Annotated in this window: 21 protein-coding genes and 1 pseudogene; 3 read left to right on the top strand and 19 right to left on the bottom strand. The window is 71.5% G+C overall.

The genetic code is table 11. The features are described from left to right. The first annotated feature begins 159 nt into the window (after positions 1–159). Complete coding sequence (locus ACZ4U1_RS36500; protein ID WP_356154926.1) at positions 160–693, top strand: hypothetical protein; 534 nt, start codon at positions 160–162, stop codon at positions 691–693. A gap of 101 nt (positions 694–794) precedes the next feature. Here the strand turns inward: ACZ4U1_RS36500 and ACZ4U1_RS36495 are convergent, their stop codons facing one another. Next, positions 795–2,954 carry a primosomal protein N' gene (locus ACZ4U1_RS36495; RefSeq protein WP_467908462.1) on the bottom strand — a complete coding sequence of 720 codons (2,160 nt, stop codon included), beginning with the start codon at positions 2,952–2,954 and terminating at the stop codon, positions 795–797. A gap of 82 nt (positions 2,955–3,036) precedes the next feature. On the opposite strand from ACZ4U1_RS36495, the gene ACZ4U1_RS36490 reads away from it, so the two are divergent. Next, positions 3,037–3,828 carry a S1 RNA-binding domain-containing protein gene (locus ACZ4U1_RS36490; protein WP_467908461.1) on the top strand — a complete coding sequence of 264 codons (792 nt, stop codon included), beginning with the start codon at positions 3,037–3,039 and terminating at the stop codon, positions 3,826–3,828. Between the two features lie 65 nt (positions 3,829–3,893). Here ACZ4U1_RS36490 and metK read toward each other — a convergent pair whose 3' ends face one another. The 13 genes from metK to pyrR form a co-directional block, all read right to left on the bottom strand. Beyond that, entirely contained in the window at positions 3,894–5,102 is a 1,209-nt protein-coding gene (metK, locus tag ACZ4U1_RS36485) for a methionine adenosyltransferase (protein ID WP_467908460.1), read from the bottom strand. A 249-nt stretch (positions 5,103–5,351) separates the two neighbouring features. After that, positions 5,352–6,554 carry a bifunctional phosphopantothenoylcysteine decarboxylase/phosphopantothenate--cysteine ligase CoaBC gene (gene coaBC, locus ACZ4U1_RS36480; protein ID WP_467908549.1) on the bottom strand — a complete coding sequence of 401 codons (1,203 nt, stop codon included), beginning with the start codon at positions 6,552–6,554 and terminating at the stop codon, positions 5,352–5,354. A gap of 102 nt (positions 6,555–6,656) precedes the next feature. Further along, positions 6,657–6,929, bottom strand: coding sequence for a DNA-directed RNA polymerase subunit omega (gene rpoZ / locus ACZ4U1_RS36475; protein ID WP_003982715.1), 273 nt, complete (start codon positions 6,927–6,929; stop codon positions 6,657–6,659). A 53-nt stretch (positions 6,930–6,982) separates the two neighbouring features. Beyond that, positions 6,983–7,540: a guanylate kinase gene (gene gmk, locus ACZ4U1_RS36470; RefSeq protein WP_467908459.1), complete on the bottom strand. Its 558-nt coding sequence runs from the start codon at positions 7,538–7,540 to the stop codon at positions 6,983–6,985. A 61-nt stretch (positions 7,541–7,601) separates the two neighbouring features. Continuing rightward, a complete protein-coding gene (locus tag ACZ4U1_RS36465) occupies positions 7,602–7,925 on the bottom strand; it encodes an integration host factor (protein ID WP_003977346.1) in 324 nt (107 codons plus the stop codon). Positions 7,926–8,247: 322 nt separating this feature from the next. Further along, on the bottom strand, positions 8,248–9,093 hold the full coding sequence (gene pyrF / locus ACZ4U1_RS36460) for an orotidine-5'-phosphate decarboxylase (protein WP_467908458.1): 846 nt from the start codon (positions 9,091–9,093) through the stop codon (positions 8,248–8,250). Continuing rightward, positions 9,090–10,196, bottom strand: a complete 1,107-nt coding sequence (locus tag ACZ4U1_RS36455; protein WP_467908457.1) for a quinone-dependent dihydroorotate dehydrogenase — start codon at positions 10,194–10,196, stop codon at positions 9,090–9,092. Before ACZ4U1_RS36455 ends, pyrF begins: the two co-directional genes overlap by 4 nt. Before the next feature lie 57 nt (positions 10,197–10,253). Further along, the gene (carB, locus tag ACZ4U1_RS36450; RefSeq protein WP_467908456.1) at positions 10,254–13,562 is read right to left on the bottom strand and encodes a carbamoyl-phosphate synthase large subunit; all 3,309 of its coding nucleotides are present in this window, start codon (positions 13,560–13,562) and stop codon (positions 10,254–10,256) included. Further along, a complete protein-coding gene (gene carA, locus ACZ4U1_RS36445; protein ID WP_467908455.1) occupies positions 13,555–14,697 on the bottom strand; it encodes a glutamine-hydrolyzing carbamoyl-phosphate synthase small subunit in 1,143 nt (380 codons plus the stop codon). Before carA ends, carB begins: the two co-directional genes overlap by 8 nt. Further along, positions 14,694–15,254 (bottom strand): PH-like domain-containing protein, encoded by a 561-nt coding sequence (locus tag ACZ4U1_RS36440; RefSeq protein WP_467908454.1) that lies wholly within the window; start codon positions 15,252–15,254, stop codon positions 14,694–14,696. The genes carA and ACZ4U1_RS36440 overlap by 4 nt, the downstream gene beginning before the upstream one ends. Beyond that, positions 15,251–16,537: a dihydroorotase gene (locus tag ACZ4U1_RS36435; RefSeq protein ID WP_467908453.1), complete on the bottom strand. Its 1,287-nt coding sequence runs from the start codon at positions 16,535–16,537 to the stop codon at positions 15,251–15,253. Before ACZ4U1_RS36435 ends, ACZ4U1_RS36440 begins: the two co-directional genes overlap by 4 nt. A gap of 5 nt (positions 16,538–16,542) precedes the next feature. Continuing rightward, complete coding sequence (locus ACZ4U1_RS36430) at positions 16,543–17,514, bottom strand: aspartate carbamoyltransferase catalytic subunit (RefSeq protein WP_467908452.1); 972 nt, start codon at positions 17,512–17,514, stop codon at positions 16,543–16,545. Between the two features lie 90 nt (positions 17,515–17,604). Next, entirely contained in the window at positions 17,605–18,183 is a 579-nt protein-coding gene (gene pyrR, locus ACZ4U1_RS36425) for a bifunctional pyr operon transcriptional regulator/uracil phosphoribosyltransferase PyrR (RefSeq protein ID WP_467908451.1), read from the bottom strand. A 274-nt stretch (positions 18,184–18,457) separates the two neighbouring features. Here pyrR and bldD point away from each other — a divergent pair, with 274 nt between their 5' ends. Continuing rightward, positions 18,458–18,961 carry a transcriptional regulator BldD gene (bldD, locus tag ACZ4U1_RS36420; RefSeq protein WP_014671524.1) on the top strand — a complete coding sequence of 168 codons (504 nt, stop codon included), beginning with the start codon at positions 18,458–18,460 and terminating at the stop codon, positions 18,959–18,961. 169 nt (positions 18,962–19,130) lie between these two features. Here the strand turns inward: bldD and nusB are convergent, their stop codons facing one another. The 5 genes and pseudogenes from nusB to ACZ4U1_RS36395 all read right to left on the bottom strand — a co-directional run. Then, the gene (nusB, locus tag ACZ4U1_RS36415) at positions 19,131–19,565 is read right to left on the bottom strand and encodes a transcription antitermination factor NusB (RefSeq protein WP_189300531.1); all 435 of its coding nucleotides are present in this window, start codon (positions 19,563–19,565) and stop codon (positions 19,131–19,133) included. 2 nt (positions 19,566–19,567) lie between these two features. Then, the gene (efp, locus tag ACZ4U1_RS36410) at positions 19,568–20,134 is read right to left on the bottom strand and encodes an elongation factor P (RefSeq protein ID WP_070030057.1); all 567 of its coding nucleotides are present in this window, start codon (positions 20,132–20,134) and stop codon (positions 19,568–19,570) included. 44 nt (positions 20,135–20,178) lie between these two features. Next, positions 20,179–21,285, bottom strand: coding sequence for an aminopeptidase P family protein (locus ACZ4U1_RS36405; protein ID WP_467908450.1), 1,107 nt, complete (start codon positions 21,283–21,285; stop codon positions 20,179–20,181). 102 nt (positions 21,286–21,387) lie between these two features. Then, the gene (locus ACZ4U1_RS36400; protein ID WP_467908449.1) at positions 21,388–22,296 is read right to left on the bottom strand and encodes a Pro-rich N-terminal domain-containing protein; all 909 of its coding nucleotides are present in this window, start codon (positions 22,294–22,296) and stop codon (positions 21,388–21,390) included. Positions 22,297–22,460: 164 nt separating this feature from the next. Further along, positions 22,461–22,573 (bottom strand): annotated as a pseudogene (locus ACZ4U1_RS36395) (3-dehydroquinate synthase); the annotation flags it as partial.

Genomic DNA, 22,573 nt, shown 5'->3' with positions numbered 1-22,573 from the left:
AACGGGCGGCGCACGGGTGGGCAGGCGGCGTACGCATATGCCCGTACGCCCCCACCCCGTGACCAGCGGAGCGTCAGCGCGTTGGTCAAGAAAGAGTTGACCACACCGGGCCGCTTTCGCGGCCCAATTCCTTTCAACGCCGGTTCGAGAGGCTTGTTCATGGCCGACCACGCAACCCACGACGCCCAGGCCCGGGCCAGCCTGCACTTGCTGGTGCGGGACATCGAGCGGGTCCGCCGGCAGGTGGACGCGCTGCGCACGCTCACCGCCCAGTTGGGCAACGTCTACCGCCCGCGCCGCACCGGCCCGTCCACGGGCTTCGTCGTCTACGGACGCGCTCCCGCCCCGACGGTCCGCCTCGCCCAGGAACTCCGGGACAGTGTCGAAACCCTGGTCACGGCCGCCGTGGACTTCGACCGCTCGCTCGGCTTCTCGTGGGACGCGGTGGGCTCGGCGCTCGGGGTCACCAAGCAGGCGGTGCACCGCCGGTACGGCGCCCGCCGCGCCGCGGCCCAGGCGGCGGCCGAGGCGGAGCGGTCACCGGAACCGTCCGGCACCCGCACGATCAACGTGAACACGGGTCTGCCCACGGTCCCCGCGGCCCGCTCCATGCCCACCCAGCCGACCGCGGGCAGCCCGACGCTGCGCGACGACGCCCGCCCGACGGCCTTCCCCGGCCCGCGCAACGGCTGACCTCCCCGTCCCTGCCCTCCCGGACCGTCCCCGGGAGGGCAGCCGTGTGCGCGGACCGTTCCGCCACCGCCCTCCCGGCCTCCCCCGTCGGCCTCTCCCCGTCAGCCGATGTCCGGGGGATCGATCCGTACCCGTACCGCCTCCGCGCCGCCCCGTGCCAGGCGCGCGGCCTGCGCGGTCTTCAGGGCCGCGGTCAGGGCGGCTCCGCTGCCCGGGGGTACCCGCACGAGCGCCCGGTCCCAGTGCTCGCCGGGCGGCGGTGCGCCGGGGCGGCGTGGCCGGCCGGGCGGTGGGGGCGGCAGCGGTACCGGTCCCAGCACCTCGGCGTCCGCCGGCAGTTCGACCGCCGCCAGGAACTCGCCGACCGCGGCGGGCGGCCCGGACACGGCCGCCATCCGGGACACCGGCGGGAAGCCCAGCTCGGCCCGCTCGGCCAGCTCCCGCACGGCGTGCCCGACCGGGTCCCAGCGCACCAGCGCCTGCACGGGCCGCAGGGTCGGCTCGGCCACCACGACGACGGTGCCGCCCTCGCTCTGCGGCCGCACCAGCGCCCCGGCCGCGATCCACCGGCGCAGCGCGTCCTCCCCGGCCCGCAGGTCGGGCCGCCCGAGCATGGCCCAGCCGTCCAGCAGCAGGGCCGCCGCGTAGCCGCCCTCGGCGACCGGTTCGGCGCCCGGGGTGCTGACGACCAGCGCGGGTGTGTCGGGGACGGTGTCCAGCACATGCTCGCGCCCCGAGGTGCGCACCGGTACGGCGGGAAAGGCCCGCCCCAGTTCTTCGGCGGTGCGGCGCGCGCCCACGATCTGCGCACGGAGCCGGAAGCCGCCGCACTCCGGGCAGTGCCAGGCGCCCTCCTCGCGCCCGCACCAGCCGCAGCGCAGCACGCCGGCGTCCTGTCCCTGGAGCGGACCGGCACAGTGCCGGCAGCGGGCGGGTGCCCGGCACTGTGCGCAGGCCATGCGGGGCGCGTAACCCCGCCGGGGCACCTGCACCAGCACCGGCCCGTGCCGCAGCCCCTCGCGGGCCGCCTGCCAGGCGAGGGTGGGCAGCCGGGCGGCGCGGGCGGCCTCGTCGCGCGCGAGGTCCTCGTCCCCGACCGTCCGGACGAGGGGCGCACTGCGCCGTACCTGTTCCCGTCCGGCGGCCAGCGGCCGGGCCCAGCCGCTCTCGACGAGCTGAGCGGCCTCCACGGTGCAGCTCCAACTCCCCAGCAGGAAGGCACACTTGTCCAGTGCGGCACGCAGCAGGAGGACATCGCGGGCGTGCGGCTGCGGGGCGTGCTGCTCGCTGTGGCTGTCGTCCCCGTCGTCCCAGATCGCGACGAGCCCCAGCTCCTGGACGGGCGCGAACATCGCCGCGCGGGTGCCTACGACGGCACGGACGGAACCGCGCCGGACCGCCAGCCACTGCGCGTACCGCTTTTCGGGCCCGGCGTCGGCGGTGAGCAGCGCGTGCCGGCCCGTGCCGAGCAGCGCGGTCAGCGCGGCGTCCACGCGCGCGGCGACCCGCCCGTCCGGTACGACGACGAGGGCGCCGCGCCCGGAGGCGAGGGTGGCGGCGACGGCCCGGGCCAGTTCCTCGCTCCACAGCGGTCCGGGCAACGCGTTCCACACGGCCCTGGGCGCCCCTCCGGAGGCCAGCGCGTCGAGGAAGGCGCCCCCGTGCTCGTACCGCGCCCAGGAACCGGTGTCCGGTGCCGTGGGCGGAGGCAGCGGCGCCGGGGACGGGCGCTGCTCGGCGCGGGCGTTGCGCGGGGGGACGGCCAGCTGCAGCACATCGGCGAGGCTGCCCGCGTACCGGTCGGCGACGGCCCGGGCGAGGCCGAGCAGTTCCTCGCTCAGCACCCGCTCCGGCGACACGACCTGGGCGAGGGCGGCCAGCGGTCCGGAGTAGTCGGACTCGGCGCGCCGCTCGACCAGGAAGCCGTCGATGAGCCCGCCGCCCTCCCGGCGTCCCTCGCGCACCCGGTGCCGCCCGGCCCCGAACCGCACCCGGACCCGCACGCCGGGCTGTGCCTCGGCGTCCATCTCCTCGGGCACGGCGTAGTCGAAGTACCGGTCGAGGTGCAGCACGCCCTTGTCGACCAGCACCCGCGCGACGGGCAGCTCCTTGGCGAGCGCGGCCCCCCGCCATGTCCGCGGCTTGGCCCGCGGCGCCTTGGCCTGGCGCACGCTCTCCCGGATGAGCGCGAGCTGCTCCGGCGGCGCCCCCTCGGCCCCGCCGCCCCCGTCCGCTCCGGGAACCCCGTTCTCGCTGCTCACGCTTGCATTCTTACCAAACGCCACTGACAAAGCCGCCGCGCGCCCGGCCCGCCCCGGCTGTGGGCCCCCTAGGCTCACGGCCATGACCGACTCGGCATCGGATCCGCTGGAAGACCTGCGTACTCGCCTGGCAGCGCCGCGGGGGGAGGTGAGGTCCGGCGTCGTGACCGGGTTCGACGGGGACGACGTGATCGTGCGGTTCGACGACGGCCTGGGCGGCGCCTTCGGGCGCGTGGCGCCGTACGAGCTGTCCTGGCACCGGGCCGGCCATCCGTCGGAGCTCTACGCGGTGGGGCAGCGGATCACGGGCGAGGTGACGGGTACCGACGGGCGGGGTCGGGTCACGCTCTCGGCGAAGGCCTGTGAGGACGAGCCACTGCGCCGCTTCCTGCTCGGCATCGAGCGCGGGAGCGTCGTCACGGGAACGGTGTCCTCGGTGCATCCCTTCGGTGTCTTCGTGCGGATCGACGGCGAGCCCCCGCATCCGGTCTACGCCGGGACCGGTTTCCTCCGCGTCCCGGAGCTGTCGTGGTCCCGCTTCGAGCATCCGGCGGACGTGGTGGCGCCCGGTCAGCGGATCACCGCGGAGGTGCTGGTGGCGGACACCCGGCAGGGACAGGTCGCGCTGTCGCTCAAGGCCCTCCAGGAGGATCCCTGGGACCGGCTGGAGGGGCGCGAGGGCGATGTGCTGTCCGGCCCGGTCACCAAGGTTCTCCCCTTCGGCGCCTTCGTCCGGGTCGGCGAGGCGGCGGAAGGGTTCGTGCACGTCGACGATCTGGGCGGGAGGACCGTCACGGACGGGCAGGACCTGCGGGTCAGGATCGTGGAGGTCGACCGTCCCCGGCGCCGCATCCGGCTGACGCCCGCCGACTGACCCGGAACACGCCGAGGCCCGGCGCCCCGAAGGGAAGCCGGGCCTCGGCGAACAGTCGGCCGGGGTTACAGGCCCGCGGCGGCGCGCAGGGCGTCCACGCGGTCCGTGCGCTCCCAGGTGAAGTCGGGCAGCTCGCGGCCGAAGTGGCCGTACGCCGCCGTCTGGGAGTAGATCGGGCGGAGCAGGTCGAGGTCGCGGATGATCGCGGCCGGGCGGAGGTCGAAGACCTCGTCGATCGCCTTCTCGATCTTCTCGTGGTCGATTTTGGCGGTGCCGAAGGTCTCCACGAAGAGACCGACGGGCTCGGCCTTGCCGATCGCGTAGGCGACCTGGACCTCGCAGCGGGAGGCCAGGCCCGCCGCCACGACGTTCTTGGCGACCCAGCGCATCGCGTAGGCGGCCGAACGGTCCACCTTGGACGGGTCCTTGCCGGAGAAGGCGCCGCCGCCGTGGCGGGCCATGCCGCCGTAGGTGTCGATGATGATCTTGCGGCCGGTCAGGCCGGCGTCGCCCATCGGGCCGCCGATCTCGAAACGCCCGGTCGGGTTCACCAGCAGCCGGTAGCCCTCGGTCTCCAGCTTGATGCCCTCGTCCAGCAGCGCCTTCAGCTCCGGCTCCACCACGAACTCGCGGATGTCGGGAGCGAGCAGCGACTCCAGGTCGATGTCGGAGGCGTGCTGCGAGGAGACCACCACCGTGTCCAGGCGGACGGCCTTGTCACCGTCGTACTCGATGGTGACCTGCGTCTTGCCGTCCGGGCGCAGGTAGGGGATCGTGCCGTTCTTGCGGACCTCGGAGAGGCGCTTGGACAGCCGGTGCGCCAGGAAGATCGGCAGCGGCATCAGGGTCGGCGTCTCGTCGGAGGCGTAGCCGAACATCAGGCCCTGGTCGCCCGCGCCCTGCTTGTCCAGCTCGTCGTCGTCGCCCTCGACCCGGGCCTCGTAGGCCGCGTCCACGCCCTGCGCGATGTCCGGGGACTGCGCGCCGATGGACACCGACACACCACAGGAGGCGCCGTCGAAGCCCTTCTTCGAGGAGTCGTAGCCGATCTCCAGGATCTTGCTGCGGACGAGGGTCGCGATGTCCGCGTAGGCCTTGGTCGTCACCTCGCCGGCCACATGCACCAGGCCGGTGGTGATCAACGTCTCCACGGCGACCCGGGAGGTCGGGTCCTCACGCAGGAGCGCGTCGAGAATGGTGTCGCTGATCTGGTCAGCGATCTTGTCGGGGTGACCCTCGGTCACGGACTCCGAGGTGAACAGGCGACGGGACACAACGCTCCCTGTGGTTGCAGCGGCTGCTGGCTGATCATTTTGCGGTCGACACGGGGCTGCGCCCGGCGTCGACCGTGACAGTTTATCGGTCGCACTCGGTCGGCGGGCCACTGTCTCCCACCTTGGGAACGCTGTGACCTGCGGCACGGGCATTCTGCACAATGGCGAGCGGCCTTGGCCAGGGCCGCCACACCCGATTTGAGCGTGGCGTGAACCCGACGCGGAGTTCGCCCGATCGCCTGCCGGGCCTTAGTCCAGTCGCCGCACGACCAGATCCCAGACCGTGTCGGCGAGGGCCTCCTTGGGGCCGTGCGGCACCGGGGTCTCGCTGCCGTCGGCGCCCAGGACGACGGCCTCGTTCTCCTCGGCGCCGAAGGTCTTGCGCTCCCCCACCTCGTTGACCACGAGCAGGTCGCAGCCCTTGCGGGCGAGCTTGGTGCGGCCGTTGGCGAGGACGTCGTCGGTCTCGGCGGCGAAGCCGACGATCACCTGCCCGGGGCGGGCGCGGTCGGCGGAGATCTCCGCGAGGATGTCCGGATTTCGCACCAGGACGATCGGGTCGGGGTCCTGGCCGTCCTTCTTCTTGATCTTCCCGGCGGCGTACGCGGCCGGGCGGAAGTCGGCGACGGCGGCGGCCATGACCACGGCGTCGGCGTCCGCCGCGGCCTTCAGGACGGCCTCGCGCAGCTGCACGGCGGTGCCGACCCTGAGGACGTCCACTCCCGCCGGGTCGGGCAGGTCCGCGTTGGCCGAAACCAGCGTCACCCGGGCGCCGCGGGCGGCGGCGGTGCGGGCGAGGGCGTACCCCTGCTTGCCGGAGGAGCGGTTGCCGAGGAAGCGGACCGGGTCGAGAGGCTCGCGGGTGCCGCCGGCGGAGACGACGACGTGCCGGCCGGCGAGGTCGGGCTCGGTGACGCCCCGGGCCAGCACCCGGCGGCACACCTCGAAGATCTCCCCCGGCTCGGGCAGCCGGCCCTTGCCGGTGTCGACACCGGTGAGGCGGCCGACGGCGGGCTCGATGACGACGGCGCCGCGGCGGCGCAGCGTGGCCACGTTCTCCTGCGTGGCCGGGTGCTCCCACATCTCGGTGTGCATGGCCGGCGCGAAGACCACGGGACAGCGGGCGGTGAGGAGGGTGTTGGTCAGCAGGTCGTCGGCGAGGCCGTGGGCGGCCTTGGCGAGCATGTCGGCGGTGGCCGGGGCCACGACCACCAGGTCGGCGTGCTGGCCGATGCGGACGTGCGGGACCTCGTGGACGTCGTCCCAGACCTCGGTGGAGGCGGGGTTGCCGGACAGCGCGGACCAGGTGGCGGCGCCGACGAAGTGCAGCGCGGAGGCGGTGGGCACCACGCGGACGTCATGGCCCGACTCCGTGAACCTTCTCAGCAGCTCACAGGCCTTGTAGGCGGCGATGCCACCGCTGACCCCCAGCACGACCTTCGGCTTGTCCACCATGGCTCCTCGCATTCGAGAATCTGCACCACCCATGACACACCACAGGCCCGGCAGCATGACTGCCGGGCCTGTGGATAAGTCAATCGCAGTCTGAAAGTACTACTGCGCCGGGCCCTCGACGGCCTCGGAGGTCAGCAGACCGGCGTTGATCTCGCGCAGGGCGATCGAGAGCGGCTTCTCGTGGACATGGGTGTCGACGAGCGGACCGACGTACTCAAGGAGGCCCTCACCGAGCTGCGAGTAGTACGCGTTGATCTGGCGGGCACGCTTGGCCGCGTAGATCACGAGGCTGTACTTCGAGTCGGTCGCCTCAAGAAGCTCGTCGATCGGCGGGTTGATGATGCCCTCGGGCGCGGTGATGGAAGAGGACACGCTCTACCTTCCGATGGATGGAAAAGAATCAGACATCGTGATCACAGTCACGATCACACAACGTCCATCAAGGCTAGCAGCTCGCGAGCCACGTCCTCGACGGAGGTGTTGACCAAGGTCTCATCGAACTCCGGCTCGGCCGCCAGCTCGGTCTTCGCCGCCGCCAGGCGGCGCTCGATGACCTCGGGCGGCTCGGTCCCCCGGCCGGTCAGCCTGCGCACCAGCTCCTCCCAGGAGGGCGGGGCCAGGAACACCAGCTGGGCGTCGGACATGGACTCGCGGACCTGCCGGGCGCCCTGGAGGTCGATCTCCAGCAGGACGGGCTCGCCGTTCTCCAGCCGCTCCAGCACGGCCGCGCGGGGCGTGCCGTAGCGGTTGCCGGCGAACTCGGCCCATTCCAGCAGCTCACCGTTGGCGATCAGCTTGTCCATCTCCTCGTCGGTGACGAAGAAGTAGTGGACTCCGTGCTGCTCGCCGGGGCGCGGCTTGCGGGTGGTCGCCGACACCGAGAGCCAGACCTCGGGGTGTTCCTTGCGCATATGGGCGACGACCGTGCTCTTGCCGACCCCCGAGGGGCCGGAGAGCACGGTCAGCCGCGGACGTTCACTCATGCAGCGATTATTCCAGCAATCCCGGAGTGCCCGGGACTCCCTGCCCGCCGGGAGGCGGGACTCAGGAGCCGGTGCTGCCGAACTCACGCTCCAGGGAAGCGATCTGGTTGGACCCGAGACCGCGCACGCGGCGGCTCTCGGAGATGCCCAGACGCTCCATGATCTGCTTGGCGCGGACCTTGCCCACGCCCGGCAGGGACTCCAGCAGCGCCGAGACCTTCATCTTGCCGATGACGTCGTTTTCCTGGCCCTGCTTGATGACCTCGTGCAGGGAGGCGCCGGAGTGCTTGAGTCGATTCTTGACCTCGGCCCGCTCCCGGCGAGCCGCGGCGGCCTTTTCGAGCGCGGCTGCGCGCTGTTCAGGGGTAAGGGGCGGAAGAGCCACGCCTACGTCACCTCGGATGTCGAACTGTCGGATACGGACCGGTGAGGAACCTAGTCGCCCCACACCTGGGGAGCTACGAGCAACACGCTGCCCGTTCTCCCCCACTGTCTGAGGGGCGCGGGAGGTGCCCCCACTGCTCGGAGACTAGCGGGCAAGTCCGCCAGAGTCAGCGAGAACAGCGGAAAAGTCCTGGTCAGCCTCCGTCAGGCCAGACATTTGAGACAAATTGCCCTCGATTTGAGGATGTATTCACCCTCAAGTCGGCGCGATCCCGCTCGGTCGGACACGCGACCGGGCACGCGGCGGGCACGCGGCGGGGGGCTCAGACGCCCGCGACGGCCGCCTGGATCTCCGTCGCGAACCGCTCGGCCGCCCCGCGCAGCGCGCTGACGTCGGGACCGTGACGCAGAACACCCCGGCTGACGTTCGGCACCACGTTGCGCACGGCCGCCCCGAAGACCCCGGGGAGGTCGGCCGGCGTCGCGCCCTGGGCGCCGATGCCGGGTGCGAGGAGCGGACCGTTGACGTCCAGGTCGTACGAGGACAGGTCGCCGAGCGTGGCGCCGACCACGGCACCGAAGGAGCCCAGCGGCTCCTCCCCCGCGTTCTCGGCCGCCAGGTGGGCCAGCATGGTCGCCCCGACGGTCCGGCCGTCGGCGCGGATCGCGTGCTGCACCTCGCCGCCCTCCGGGTTCGAGGTCAGCGCCAGCACGAACAGACCGGCACCGCTCTCCCGGGCCAGCGCGACGGCCGGGCTCAGCGAGCCGTAGCCGAGGTACGGCGAGACGGTCAGGGCGTCGGAGAACAGCGGGGCGTCCGGGTGCAGGAAGGCCTCGGCGTAGGCGGCCATGGTCGAACCGATGTCACCGCGCTTGGCGTCCATCACGACCAGCGCGCCGGCCGCCCGTGCCTCCTGGACCGACTTCTCCAGGACGGCGAGGCCGCGCGAGCCGAACCGCTCGAAGAAGGCGCTCTGCGGCTTCAGGACGGCCACCCGGTCGGCCATGGCCTCGACGACCGTGCGGCTGAACCGCTCCAGGCCGGCGACGTCGTCGTCCAGGCCCCACTCGGCGAGCAGGGAGGCGTGCGGGTCGATGCCCACGCACAGGGGGCCGCGCTCGTCCATGACACGGCGCAGCCGGGCGCCGAAGGGCTCCAACGGGCTCATGCGGGCTTCCTCACGTCGGCGCCGACCGCGTCGGCGAGGGTGGCGTACGGGCTGGTGCGCAGGCGGGCCGCGAGGCCCTTGTGGATCGACCGGCACCAGAAGGGGCCCTCGTAGATGAAGGCGCTGTACCCCTGGACCAGGGTGGCACCGGCCAGGATGCGCTGCCAGGCGTCCTCGGCGGTCTCGATGCCGCCGACGCCCACCAGGGTGATCCGGTCGCCCACGCGCGCGTACAGGCGGCGCAGGACCTCCAGGGAGCGCTCCTTGAGCGGGGCCCCGGACAACCCGCCGGTCTCCTGCACCAGCGCGGGCGCCGACCGCAGGCCGAGGCCCTCGCGCGCGATGGTGGTGTTGGTCGCGATGATGCCGTCCAGGCCCAGCTCCACGGCGAGGTCGGCGACGGCGTCGATGTCCTCGTCGGCGAGGTCCGGGGCGATCTTCACCAGCAGCGGGACCCGCCGGTTGCCCACCGTACGGTCGGCGGCCTCGCGTACGGCGGTGAGCAGCGGACGCAGGTGGTCCACCGCCTGGAGGTTGCGCAGGCCGGGCGTGTTCGGCGAGGAGACGTTGACGACCAGGTAGTCCGCGTACGGCGCGAGACGCTCGGCGGACTTCACGTAGTCGGCGACGGCCTCCGCCTCCGGGACGACCTTGGTCTTGCCGATGTTGACGCCGACCACGGTCTTGAAGACCGGCTCGCGGGTGGCGAGGCGGGCGGCGACGGCGAGCGAGCCGTCGTTGTTGAAGCCCATACGGTTGATCAGGGCCCGGTCCGCGACCAGGCGGAACAGCCGCTTCTTCGGGTTACCGGGCTGCGGCTCCCCCGTCACCGTGCCGATCTCGACGTGGTCGAAGCCCAGCATCGACATCCCGTCGATCGCGACGGCGTTCTTGTCGAAGCCGGCGGCGAGCCCGAAGGGGCCGTGCATGCGCAGCCCGAAGGCCTCCGTGCGCAGCTCCTTGTAGCGGGGCGCCAGGGCGGCCGCGACGAACGTGCGCAGCACGGGGATGCGGACGGCGAGGCGGATCCAGCGGAAGGCCAGGTAGTGGGCCTTCTCGGGGTCCATCCGTTTGAAAACCAGACGGAAGAAGAGTTCGTACATGTCCCTGTGTCCTCATGAAGAGGGGGACACCGTTTCCGGTGTCCCCCTCAAGGGCTGCTAGTCGCGGGCTGCGGTGAGGTGTTCCGCGTGTTCCTGGAGCGAGCGGACGCCCACGTCGCCGTGGTTGAGGGCGTCGATGCCCTGGACGGCCGCCGCGAGCGCCTGGACCGTCGTCAGGCACGGCACGGACCGCGCCACCGCCGCCGTACGGATGTCGTAGCCGTCGAGGCGGCCGCCGGTGCCGTAGGGAGTGTTGACGATGAGGTCGACCTCGCCGTCGTGGATGAGCTGAACGATGGTCTTCTCGCCGTTCGGGCCGGTGCCCTCGGACTGCTTGCGCACGATGGTGGCGTTGATGCCGTTGCGCTTGAGGACCTCGGCGGTACCGGAGGTGGCCAGCAGCTCGAAGCCGTGCGCGACCAGCTCACGGGCGGGGAAGATCATCGACCGCTTGTCGCGGTTGGCGACCGAGATGAACGCCCGTCCCTTGGTGGGCAGCGGCCCATAGGCACCCGCCTGCGACTTGGCGTAGGCCGTACCGAAGACCGAGTCGATGCCCATGACCTCGCCGGTGGAGCGCATCTCCGGGCCGAGGACGGTGTCCACACCCCGGCCGTGGATGTCACGGAACCGCGACCACGGCATGACGGCCTCCTTCACCGAGATCGGCGCGTCCAGCGGCAGCTCCCCGCCGTCACCCTGCCGGGGCAGCAGGCCCTCGGCGCGCAGCTCGGCGATGGTCGCGCCCAGCGAGATCCGGGCGGCGGCCTTGGCCAGGGGCACGGCGGTGGCCTTGGAGGTGAAGGGGACGGTCCGCGAGGCGCGGGGGTTGGCCTCCAGGACGTAGAGGATGTCACCGGCCATCGCGAACTGGATGTTGATCAGCCCGCGCACCCCGACACCGCGCGCGATGGCCTCGGTGGAGGCGCGCAGCCGCTTGATGTCGAACCCGCCGAGCGTGATGGGGGGCAGGGCGCAGGCGGAGTCGCCGGAGTGGATGCCGGCCTCCTCGATGTGCTCCATCACACCGCCCAGGTACAGCTCCTCGCCGTCGTAGAGGGCGTCGACGTCGATCTCGATCGCGTCGTCCAGGAACCGGTCCACCAGGACCGGCCGGGAGGGGCTGATCTCGGTCGACTCCGCGATGTAGGAGGCGAGCCGGGTCTCGTCGTAGACGATCTCCATGCCGCGCCCGCCCAGCACGTACGACGGCCGGACCAGGACCGGGTAGCCGATCTCGTCGGCGATGGCCTTGGCCTCCGCGAAGGTGGTCGCCGTGCCGTGCTTGGGGGCCGGCAGGCCCGCCTCCGCCAGGACCCGGCCGAACGCGCCCCGGTCCTCGGCCGCGTGGATCGCCTCCGGCGGCGTGCCGACGATCGGCACGCCGTTGTCCTTCAGGGCCTGCGCCAGCCCGAGCGGGGTCTGCCCGCCGAGCTGGACGATGACACCCGCGATCGGGCCGGCCTGCTGCTCGGCGTGGACGATCTCCAGCACGTCTTCCAGCGTCAGCGGCTCGAAGTAGAGGCGGTCGGAGGTGTCGTAGTCGGTGGAGACGGTCTCCGGGTTGCAGTTGACCATCACCGTCTCGTACCCGGCATCCGACAGCGCGAAGGAGGCGTGGACGCAGGAGTAGTCGAACTCGATGCCCTGCCCGATCCGGTTCGGGCCGGAGCCCAGGATGATGACGGCCGGCTTCTCGCGCCGGGCGACCTCGCTCTCCTGGTCGTAGGAGGAGTAGAAGTACGGCGTCTTCGCCGCGAACTCCGCCGCGCAGGTGTCGACCGTCTTGTAGACCGGGCGGATGCCGAGGGCGTGGCGGACCTCGCGCACGACGTCCTCGCGCAGCCCGCGGATCTCGGCGATCTGCTGGTCGGAGAAACCGTGCCGCTTGGCCTCCGCCAGCAGCTCCGCCGTCAGCTCGGGGGCGTCGGCCAGCTCGTCCGCGATCTCCTTGATCAGGAACAGCTGGTCCACGAACCAGGGGTCGATCTTCGTGTAGTCGAAGACCTCCTCGGGCGTGGCGCCCGCGCGGATGGCCTGCATCACCGTGTTGATGCGGCCGTCGGTGGGCCGTACGGCCTCGCGCAGCAGGGTCTCCTTGTCGCCGATCTCGCCGGTGAAGGTGAACTGGCTGCCCTTCTTCTCCAGCGAGCGCAGCGCCTTCTGGAAGGCCTCGGTGAAGTTGCGGCCGATGGCCATGGCCTCGCCGACCGACTTCATGGTGGTGGTCAGCGTGGAGTCGGCCTGCGGGAACTTCTCGAACGCGAACCGCGGTGCCTTGACCACCACGTAGTCGAGCGTGGGCTCGAAGGAGGCCGGGGTCTCCTGCGTGATGTCGTTCGGGATCTCGTCCAGCGTGTAACCCACGGCCAGCTTGGCCGCGATCTTCGCGATCGGGAAGCCGGTCGCCTTCGACGCCAGCGCCGAGGACCGCGACACCCGCGGGTTCATCTCGATCACGATGACCCGGCCGTCCTCGGGGTTCACCGCGAACTGGATGTTGCAGCCGCCGGTGTCGACGCCGACCTCGCGGATCACGGCGATGCCGATGTCCCGCAGGATCTGGTATTCCCGGTCGGTGAGGGTCATCGCGGGGGCCACGGTGATGGAGTCACCGGTGTGCACGCCCATCGGGTCGAAGTTCTCGATGGAGCAGACGACCACGACGTTGTCGTTCTTGTCGCGCATCAGCTCCAGCTCGTACTCCTTCCAGCCGAGGATGGACTCCTCCAGGAGCACCTCGGTGGTCGGGGAGAGCGTGAGGCCCTGGCCGGCGATGCGGCGCAGCTCCTCCTCGTCGTGCGCGAAACCGGAACCGGCGCCGCCCATGGTGAAGGAGGGGCGGACCACGACCGGGTAGCCACCGAGGGTCTCGACGCCCTTGAGGACGTCGTCCATGGAGTGGCAGATCACCGAGCGGGCGGACTCGCCGTGCCCGATCTTCTTGCGGACCTCCTCCACGACCTCCTTGAACTGGTCGCGGTCCTCGCCCTTGTGGATCGCCTCGGGCTTGGCGCCGATCAGCTCGACGCCGTACTTCTCCAGGACGCCGTTCTCGTGCAGCGAGATCGCCGTGTTGAGCGCCGTCTGGCCGCCCAGGGTGGGCAGCAGGGCGTCGGGGCGCTCCTTGGCGATGATCTTCTCGACGAACTCGGGAGTGATCGGCTCGACGTAGGTGGCGTCGGCGATCTCCGGGTCCGTCATGATCGTCGCGGGGTTGGAGTTGACGAGGATGACGCGCAGACCCTCGGCCTTGAGCACCCGGCAGGCCTGGGTGCCGGAGTAGTCGAACTCGGCGGCCTGGCCGATGACAATCGGGCCGGAGCCGATGACCAGGACGGACTGGATATCGGTGCGCTTAGGCACGCTGGCCCTCCATCAGGGAAACGAAGCGGTCGAAGAGGTAGGCGGCGTCGTGCGGGCCGGCTGCCGCTTCGGGGTGGTACTGGACGGAGAAGGCCGGCTGGTCGAGCAGCTGCAGCCCCTCCACGACGTTGTCGTTCAGGCAGACGTGCGAGACCTCGGCGCGGCCGAACTTGGTCTCGCTGACCTTGTCGAGCGGCGCGTCCACGGCGAAGCCGTGGTTGTGCGCGGTGACCTCGACCTTGCCGGTCGTACGGTCCTGGACCGGCTGGTTGATGCCCCGGTGGCCGTACTTCAGCTTGTACGTGCCGAAGCCCAGCGCGCGGCCGAGGATCTGGTTGCCGAAGCAGATGCCGAACAACGGCGTCTTGCGCTCCAGGACGGCGGTCATCAGCGCGACCGGGCCGTGGGCGGTGGCCGGGTCACCGGGGCCGTTGGAGAAGAAGACACCGTCCGGGTCGACGGCGTAGACGTCGTCGGCCGTGGCGGTGGCGGGCAGGACGTGCACCTCGATGCCGCGCTCGGCCATGCGGTGCGGGGTCATGCCCTTGATGCCGAGGTCGATCGCGGCGACCGTGAACCGCTTCTCACCGATCGCCGGGACGACGTACGCCTCCTTGGTCGCCACCTCCTCGTACAGGCTCGCGCCCTTCATGTGCGGCTGCGCCAGAACCCGCTCCACCAGCTCCGCCTCCGGAGCGATCGCCTCGCCGGAGAAGATGCCGGCACGCATCGAGCCGCGCTCGCGCAGATGGCGGGTCAGCGCCCGGGTGTCGATGCCCGAGATGCCCACCACGCCCTGCCGCACCAGCTCCTCGTCCAGCGAGCGCTTGGCCCGCCAGCTCGACGGCACGCGCGCGGGATCCCGCACCACGTAACCCGAGACCCAGATACGGCTCGACTCGTCGTCCTCGTCGTTCCAGCCGGTGTTGCCGATCTGCGGGGCCGTCGCCACCACGATCTGACGGTCGTACGACGGGTCGGTGAGCGTCTCCTGATAACCGGTCATCCCGGTGGAGAACACGGCCTCGCCGAAGGTCTCCCCCACGGCCCCGTAGGCGCGACCGCGGAAGATGCGGCCGTCCTCCAGGACGAGTACGGCGGGAACCCTTGCGGCTCCCCTGGTGGAGGTCGTCATCGTGCGCCTTCCGTGTTGTTGGTCATCTGGTTCAGGGTGTCGACCCAGTCGGTGTGCTCGGCCGCGTGGTCGGAGCGGAAACCGGAGTCGATCAGCTTGTCGCCGTGTGCCCAGGTCACCACCAGCAGTCCGCCCTCGGTGAGGACCTTGCCGGCGATGCCCTTGTCCAGGCGGGCCCCGCGCAGTGCGGCCGTGGGGACGAAGAAGTCGGTCGCGCCGGGGCGCTCGACCTCCAGGCCCGCGTCGGTCAGGGTGAGCTGGGCCCGGCTGCGGGTGCCGAGGCCGTGGGCCACGATGCGGTCCAGCCACTGCCCGGCGGTGGTGGAGCCGTGGTAGCGGCCGCTCATGCTCAGTCTGGCCGGGCCGGTCTCCTCCGGCGCGCTGGGCAGCGCCGGCAGGTCGCTCTGGAGGGTGCCGCGCCACTTCCAGCCCTCGCGCATCAGCCAGTAGACGAGCGCGATGAAGAGGGCCAGTCCGACGAGCCAGCCGATGCGGGCCGGCCAGTCGGTGACGTCGGCCGACCTCTTGGCCTCGGCCAGCAGGATTACAGGTGTCACGTGAGCTTCCCGTCGACGAGCGTGGCCTTGCCCCGCAGCCACGTGTGCGTCACACGGCCCGGCAGCTCCCGACCCTCGTAGGGGGTGTTGCGGCTGCGCGAGGCGAAGCCCGCGGGGTCCACCTGGCCACGGTATGCCGTGTCGACCAGGGTGAGGTTGGCGGGCTCACCAGCCGAGACGGGACGGCCGTGGCCGGTGGCCTGTCCGATCTGCGCGGGCTTGAAGGACATGCGGTCGGCGACGCCGGCCCAGTCCAGCAGGCCCGTGTCGACCATGGTCTCCTGGACCACTGACAACGCGGTCTCCAGGCCGACCATGCCCATGGCGGCGGCGGCCCACTCGCAGTCCTTGTCCTCGTGCGGGTGCGGGGCGTGGTCGGTGGCGACGATGTCGATCGTGCCGTCGGCGAGCGCCTCGCGCAGGGCCAGCACGTCGCGCTCGGTGCGCAGCGGCGGGTTGACCTTGTAGACGGGGTTGTAGGTGCGCACCAGTTCGTCGGTGAGCAGCAGGTGGTGCGGGGTGACCTCGGCGGTGACCTGGATGCCGCGGGACTTGGCCCAGCGGACGATCTCGACGGAGCCGGCGGTCGAGAGGTGGCAGATGTGGACGCGGGAGCCGACGTGGTCGGCGAGCAGCACGTCCCGGGCGATGATCGACTCCTCGGCGACCGCCGGCCAGCCGCCCAGGCCCAGCTCGGCGGAGACGATGCCCTCGTTCATCTGAGCGCCCTCGGTGAGCCGCGGCTCCTGGGCGTGCTGGGCGACGACACCGCCGAAGGCCTTCACGTACTCCAGGGCGCGGCGCATGATCACGGCGTCGTCCACGCACTTGCCGTCGTCGGAGAAGACGGTGACGCCGGCGGCGGACTCGTGCATGGCGCCCAGCTCGGCGAGCTTGCGGCCCTCCAGGCCGACGGTGACGGCGCCGATGGGCTGGACGTCGCAGTAGCCGTGCTCGCGGCCGAGCCGCCAGACCTGCTCGACCACACCGGCGGTGTCGGCGACCGGGAAGGTGTTGGCCATGGCGAAGACGGCCGTGTAGCCGCCGCTCGCGGCCGCGCGGGTGCCGGTGAGGACCGTCTCGGAGTCCTCTCGGCCGGGCTCGCGCAGGTGGGTGTGCAGGTCGACCAGGCCCGGCAGCAGCACCTTGCCGCCGGCCTCGACCACCTCGGCGCCCTCGGCACTCAGACCGACGCCCACCTCGGCGATGGTCTCGCCGTCGATCAGGACGTCCTGCGGCTCGCCGCCGAGCACCTTCGCACCGCGGATCAGGATCTTGCTCATGGGTCTTACTTCTCCTCAGTGCGGGTCTGGGCGGGTTCGTTGCCGCCGAGCAGCAGGTACAGGACGGCCATCCGGATGGAGACGCCGTTGGCGACCTGCTCGACGGCGGTGCAGCGGTCGGAGTCGGCGACCTCGGCGGTGATCTCCATGCCGCGGACCATCGGGCCGGGGTGCATCACGATGGCGTGCTCGGGCAACTTGGCCATGCGGTCGCCGTCGAGGCCGTAGCGGCGGGAGTACTCGCGCTCGGTGGGGAAGAAGGCCGCGTTCATGCGCTCGCGCTGGACGCGGAGCATCATCACGGCGTCGCACTTGGGGAGCGCGCTGTCGAGGTCGTACGAGACCGTGCACGGCCAGGTGTCGACGCCGACCGGGACCAGGGTGGGCGGGGCGACCAGGGTGACCTCGGCGCCGAGGGTGTGCAGCAGGTCGACGTTGGAGCGGGCGACCCGGCTGTGCAGGACGTCGCCGACGATGGTGATCCGCTTGCCGGACAGGTCCTGGCCGAGCCCGGTGTCGCGGCCGAGCAGCCGGCGGCGCATGGTGAAGGCGTCCAGCAGGGCCTGGGTGGGGTGCTGGTGGGTGCCGTCGCCGGCGTTGATGACGGCGGCGTCGATCCAGCCGGAGTTGGCGAGGCGGTACGGGGCTCCGGAGGCGCCGTGCCGGATGACGACGGCGTCGACGCCCATGGCCTCCAGGGTCTGGGCGGTGTCCTTCAGGGACTCGCCCTTGGACACCGACGATCCCTTGGCGGAGAAGTTGATGACGTCGGCGGAGAGCCGCTTCTCGGCGGCCTCGAAGGAGATACGCGTGCGCGTGGAGTCCTCGAAGAAGAGGTTGACGATCGTCCGGCCGCGCAGGGTCGGCAGCTTCTTGATCGGCCGGTCGGCGACCCGGGCCATCTCCTCGGCGGTGTCGAGGATCAGGACGGCGTCGTCGCGGGTGAGGTCGGCGGCCGAGATGAGATGACGCTGCATCTGTCAGGCTCCGTAAGGCAGTTCATTCGGGAGAATTGGGGCAAAGCAGTGCGCGCGTGGGCATGCCGAAGCGGCCCTGCGCCTGGTTTGCTACTGGCCGGTCTTCGCACCGAGCAGCACGGTGTCGCGACCGTCCTCCTCGGCGAGCTGGACCTTGACCGTCTCCCGCAGCGACGTGGGGAGGTTCTTTCCGACGTAGTCGGCACGGATGGGCAGTTCCCGGTGGCCGCGGTCGACCAGGACGGCGAGCTGCACCGCGCGCGGGCGCCCGATGTCGTTCAGGGCGTCCAGGGCGGCGCGGATGGTGCGCCCGGAGAAGAGCACGTCGTCCACGAGGACGACCAGCCGGCCGTCGATGCCGTCACCGGGGATCTCGGTGCGGGCCAGCGCACGCGGCGGGTGCATGCGCAGGTCGTCGCGGTACATCGTGATGTCGAGGGAGCCGACCGGGATCTTGCGGTCGGTGATCTGCTCCAGCTTGGCGGCGAGCCGCTGGGCGAGGAAGACGCCCCGGGTCGGAATGCCGAGGAGCACCACGTCGTCGGCGCCCTTGGCGCGTTCGACGATCTCGTGGGCGATACGGGTCAGCACTCGTGCGATGTCGGGGCCCTCCAGAACGGGCCGGGCATCGGACGCTTGCGGACGCGCGGGCGTGTCGTGCTTGTCCATACGAAACGGACCTCCTTCTCCGCCTCACGGGACGGACCTTAAAGGACGTCGGAATTGCGCCATCCACCGTAGCAGGTCACCGGACGGCCCCTCGCCACCCCCCTGCCGTCCCCCTGTCACCCCCTTGGCTCAATCGGCCACCACTACCACGGAAGAGTCGGTGTGGACCATTCGGCTTGACGCAGGAGAATCACGCTGCGTAACCTCACAGTGAGTTACCAGCCGCGCGGCGGGAAGACAGCCGGCCGCGTCGACACAGTGTCCGGGGAGCTATATGTCCAGCGAATACGCCAAACAGCTCGGGGCCAAGCTCCGGGCCATCCGCACCCAGCAGGGCCTTTCCCTCCACGGTGTCGAGGAGAAGTCCCAGGGTCGCTGGAAGGCCGTGGTGGTCGGTTCGTACGAGCGCGGCGACCGCGCCGTGACCGTGCAGCGACTGGCCGAGCTGGCCGATTTCTATGGCGTTCCGGTGCAGGAGCTCCTGCCGGGCACCACGCCGGGCGGCGCCGCCGAGCCGCCGCCGAAGCTGGTCCTGGACCTGGAGCGGCTGGCCACCGTGCCGGCCGAGAAGGCGGGCCCCCTGCAGCGCTACGCGGCGACGATCCAGTCCCAGCGCGGTGACTACAACGGCAAGGTGCTCTCCATCCGCCAGGACGACCTGCGCACACTCGCCGTCATCTACGACCAGTCCCCCTCGGTCCTCACCGAGCAGCTGATCAGCTGGGGCGTGCTGGACGCGGACGCGCGCCGCGCGGTCGCCACGCACGAAGAGGCGTAACCACGCCCCACCCCCAGCAGAAACGTGCCGCCGGGGTGGCCGGAACCGTACGGTTCGGGCCACCCCGGCGGCATTTTCGCACTCACCGCAGAGCGGTCGGGCGGAGAAACGTCCAAGGGCCCGCAGCACAGGCGTGCTGCGGGCCCTTGGACGACGGCGTGCCGGGCGGTTACGCCTCGTCCCGGCGCAGGGACGGCTTCAGTTCCTTCAGCCGGCCCAGCAGACCGTTGACGAACGAGGGCGACTCGTCGGTCGAGAACTCCTTCGCCAGCTGCACCATCTCGTCCAGGACGACGGCGTCCGGGGTCTCGTCGACCCAGATCAGCTCGTACGCGCCCAGCCGCAGGATGTTGCGGTCCACGACCGGCATGCGGTCGAGCGTCCAGCCCACCGCGTACTGGGCGATCAGCTCGTCGATGCGCTTCGCGTGCACCGCGTAGCCCTCGACCAGCTGCATCGTGTACTCGCTGACCGGCGGCTGCCGGGTGTCGGACCGGGAGAGCCGGATCCAGTCCGCGAGGACCGTCAGGACGTCGGCGCCGCGCTGGTCGCCCTCGAAGAGGATCTGGAAGGCGCGCTTGCGGGCCGTGTTGCGGGCAGCCACGGTTAGCTGTTCACCCGGCCGAGGTAGTCGCTGGTGCGGGTGTCGACCTTGATCTTCTCACCGGTGGTGATGAAGAGCGGGACCTGGATCTGGTGGCCGGTCTCCAGCGTGGCGGGCTTGGTGCCGCCGGTGGAGCGGTCGCCCTGGACGCCCGGCTCGGTCTCCTGGACGGTCAGCTCGACGGCGGCCGGCAGCTCCACGAAGAGCACCTCGCCCTCGTGCTGCGCCACGGTGGCGGTGAAGCCCTCGATCAGGAAGTTGGCCGCGTCGCCGACGGCCTTGCGGTCGACCATCAGCTGGTCGTAGGTCTCCATGTCCATGAAGACGAAGTAGTCGCCGTCCATGTACGAGAACTGCATGTCGCGCTTGTCGACAGTGGCCGTCTCGACCTTGACGCCGGCGTTGAAGGTCTTGTCGACCACCTTGCCGGAGAGCACGTTCTTGAGCTTGGTGCGCACGAAGGCCGGGCCCTTGCCGGGCTTGACGTGCTGGAACTCGACGACGGACCAGAGCTGGCCGCCTTCGAGCTTGAGCACCATGCCGTTTTTGAGGTCGTTCGTGGAAGCCACGGTTGCGGAATCTCCTGGACTGACGTACGACCCCGGGTCACGCGCTACAGCGCGAGCAGCTCCTTGGTCGTGATGGTGAGTAGCTCGGGTCCGCCGTCCGCCTCGGGGCGCACGACGAGCGTGTCATCGATCCGGACACCGCCCCGGCCCGGGAGGTGGACCCCCGGTTCGACGGTGACCGGCACGCAAGCGTCCAGTTTACCCATTGCCGAGGGAGCCAACTGCGGGTCCTCGTCGATTTCGAGTCCGACACCGTGACCGGTCAGCGGTGGCAGTGCCTCCGCATAGCCCGCGGAGTCCAGTACCTGGCGTGCCGCGCGGTCCACATCACGGTAGGCGGCGCCGGGTGCCAGGAACTCGCGGCCGGCCCGCTGGGCGGCGAAGACCAGGTCGTACAGCTCGATCTGCCAGTCGGCGGGCGAGGTGCCGATGACGAAGGTCCGGCCGATCTCGCAGCGGTAGCCGCGGTAGGTCGCGCCCAGGCAGACGGAGAGGAAATCACCCTCCTCCACGCGCCGGTCGGTGGGGCGGTGGCCGCGGCGGCCGGCGTGCGGCCCGGTGGCCACGGAGGTGGGGAAGGCCGGTCCGTCGGCGCCGTGGTCGACCAGGCGCCGCTCCAGCTCCAGGGCCAGGTGCCGTTCGGTGCGGCCGACCAGAATCGACTCCAGCAGCTCGCCGAGGGCCTGGTCGGCGATCTCGGCGCCGATGCGGAGGCAGGAGATCTCCTCCTCGTCCTTGACCACCCGGAGCTGTTCCACGGCGCCGCCGAGGTCGGTGAGGCGGAGTTTCGGGGCGACTGAGGCGAGGGCCCGGTGACGGGCCACGGTGAGGTGGTGTTCCTCGACCGCCAGCGAGTCGGCGCCCTGGGCGGCGGCGAAGCCGGCTGCCGCGACGGCGGCGTCGCCGCCGTTCGGCGGGAGGACGTGCAGGCGCACGCTCTCGTCCGGCCGGCCCTCGGAGGGGCGGTCGTCCGGCGGTCCGGCACACACCAGGAGATCCTCGCTCCTGCCGAGCAGCAGGACGGAGCCCTGCGGGGCTGCGGCGGCGAGGTAGCGGACGTTGGCCGGGCGGGTGACGAGCGCTGCCGCGGTGCCGGCCGCGTTGAAGTGGTCCCTCAGCCGGGATCGGCGGTTCGCGTACACCTCTGACATGAGATGAGCGTAGGAGCTTTGTCCGGGTTGTGCCGATTGAGAGGGGCCGAGTGGGGTTTGTGCGAGGTGATGGCTGTGGAGCGTCGAGTCCGGTCCCCCTGCTCACCAGCTCGGCGGGCTCGCTATCGCTCTCGACAGGACCTCGTCCAGGACCCGCGCGGTACCGGGGATGTCCAGCTGGGAATTGTCGATGATCGGGAGGCCCGAGCCGTACCAGCCGGCCATGCGGCCGTGGATGCGGGCCACCTCCTCGTCGGTGAGGCGGCGGTTGCCGGTGCGTTCGGCGTTGCGCTCCAGGACGATGTCCAGGCCCGGCAGGAGGACCACCGGGAGCAGGCCGGGGCCCACGTGCCGCTTCCAGCCGCCGAGGCCCACGACCGGGCGGTCCGGGAAGACGGCGTCGTCCAGGATGCAGGAGATGCCGTTGGCGAGGAAGTTGCGGGCGGCGAAACCGCAGGTCCGGCGGGCCAGGCGGTACTGGGCCTCCGAGTTGTCGTTCCAGCCGGACTGGGGGTCGGCGAAGCCGGCGCGGACCCATTCGCGGACGTCGTCCAGGCTGATGTGGGCCGTGGGGACGCGGCGGTGGTCCGCCCAGTACTTGGCGACGCTGGTCTTGCCCGCGCCGGCCGGGCCGATGAGCAGGACGGCGAGGGTGGTGGCCGTCGGATCGGGTCCCGTGGCCGCGGTGGGCGGCGCCGCGGGCGTGCCGACCGGACCGCCGGGTGGCAGCGGGACGTGCCCGGTGCTATCGGGGGCCGACGGGGCGGCGACGTGCTGTGGGGGCGGCGGCACCGGGCCGGCGGGGGCCGGGGGCTGGTGCGGGGCCGGCGGCACGGGGCCCGACGGGGCGGCCGGGAAGCCGGGTGCCGGAGGCGGCGGGGGGACGGGGGCGGGCCCCGGGGAGGTGCCCGGGTGCGGACCCGGGTGGTGTGCGGCCGACGCCCAGCCGGCGTGCGGCCCCTGCCCCGGCTGGTGGGGCGACGGCAGCGGAGACCCCACTGCGTGCTGCATCCGTTGCCACTCCGTCTCGTACAGGCAATTCGTGCTGGCAGCGGGGGTGCGCCCCGCCGCCTACCGAACGGTACCGTCCCCGGCCGTCGTTTGGTGAAACGGCCGGGGGCGGTCCGAAGTGCCCGGTGGGCGGGGGAAATCGGGCGCGGGGAGCAGTCCGGGACTTACTGACCGACCTCGCCGTAGGCGGCGAGGAGGACGGCCGGGTCCGGGCTTTCCAGGACGGTCGGTTTGGCCAGGCCGTCCAGGACGATGAAGCGCAGGCGGTCGCCGCGGG

The organism is Streptomyces sp. NPDC028928, from assembly GCF_055564915.1.
The sequence above is the reverse complement of the archived record's forward strand: the minus strand, read 5'-3'. Positions and strand labels throughout refer to the sequence as shown.

Coding starts and splice junctions, on each gene's coding strand:
- ACZ4U1_RS36500 (WP_356154926.1), top strand. CDS start 160: ATGGCCGACCACGCAACCCACGACGCCCAGGCCCGGGCCAGCCTGCAC.
- ACZ4U1_RS36490 (WP_467908461.1), top strand. CDS start 3,037: ATGACCGACTCGGCATCGGATCCGCTGGAAGACCTGCGTACTCGCCTG.
- gmk (WP_467908459.1), bottom strand. CDS start 7,540: ATGAGTGAACGTCCGCGGCTGACCGTGCTCTCCGGCCCCTCGGGGGTC.
- pyrF (WP_467908458.1), bottom strand. CDS start 9,093: ATGAGCCCGTTGGAGCCCTTCGGCGCCCGGCTGCGCCGTGTCATGGAC.
- ACZ4U1_RS36455 (WP_467908457.1), bottom strand. CDS start 10,196: ATGTACGAACTCTTCTTCCGTCTGGTTTTCAAACGGATGGACCCCGAG.
- carA (WP_467908455.1), bottom strand. CDS start 14,697: ATGACGACCTCCACCAGGGGAGCCGCAAGGGTTCCCGCCGTACTCGTC.
- ACZ4U1_RS36435 (WP_467908453.1), bottom strand. CDS start 16,537: ATGAGCAAGATCCTGATCCGCGGTGCGAAGGTGCTCGGCGGCGAGCCG.
- ACZ4U1_RS36430 (WP_467908452.1), bottom strand. CDS start 17,514: ATGCAGCGTCATCTCATCTCGGCCGCCGACCTCACCCGCGACGACGCC.
- pyrR (WP_467908451.1), bottom strand. CDS start 18,183: ATGGACAAGCACGACACGCCCGCGCGTCCGCAAGCGTCCGATGCCCGG.
- bldD (WP_014671524.1), top strand. CDS start 18,458: ATGTCCAGCGAATACGCCAAACAGCTCGGGGCCAAGCTCCGGGCCATC.
- ACZ4U1_RS36405 (WP_467908450.1), bottom strand. CDS start 21,285: ATGTCAGAGGTGTACGCGAACCGCCGATCCCGGCTGAGGGACCACTTC.
- ACZ4U1_RS36400 (WP_467908449.1), bottom strand. CDS start 22,296: ATGCAGCACGCAGTGGGGTCTCCGCTGCCGTCGCCCCACCAGCCGGGG.